The organism is Lysinibacillus sp. GbtcB16, assembly GCF_019091145.1.
GTDB classification, from domain to species: domain Bacteria; phylum Bacillota; class Bacilli; order Bacillales_A; family Planococcaceae; genus Lysinibacillus; species Lysinibacillus fusiformis.
Map to the genome: position 1 here is coordinate 1 of NZ_JAGXJV010000168.1, position 389 is coordinate 389.

Here is a 389-nt window from a genome sequence, read left to right on the forward strand (position 1 = left end):
ACCTTTTACTTGGCCATAATCACCCTGTGTTAACACTGCTGCTTTACGGGTTTGTGACTCAAACTCCCGTGAGTTCTTGATCATATTTCCTAAGGCATAAGCAGAAGCGGCGGCGGCTGGACCAAAAGCATTCTGCATTGTTTGCCCAGCTTGCTGTACACGTCTACCCATTTCAATTGCATGATTCCCTACTTCTTGAAATCTTGTTCTCCACGCCGAATAATCAGGTGGTGGCGGGGGTGCTGGCGCTGGCGGTAATGGAGGAGGTGCCGGTGGTTGTGGCGCGGGAGGAGTAGGAGGCGGTTGACTAATATGTCTAAAAAAGTTGTCCCAAGCTTGTGTAGCTTGTCCTAAATTACTTAATAAACCCGAAATGTCAGCAACCACTT

Annotated in this window: 1 pseudogene; it reads right to left on the bottom strand. The window is 48.6% G+C overall.

From position 1 onward, the window contains the following. Positions 1-387, bottom strand: a pseudogene (locus KVT27_RS23860) (phage tail tape measure protein); the annotation flags it as partial. Between the last annotated feature and the right edge of the window lie 2 nt (positions 388-389).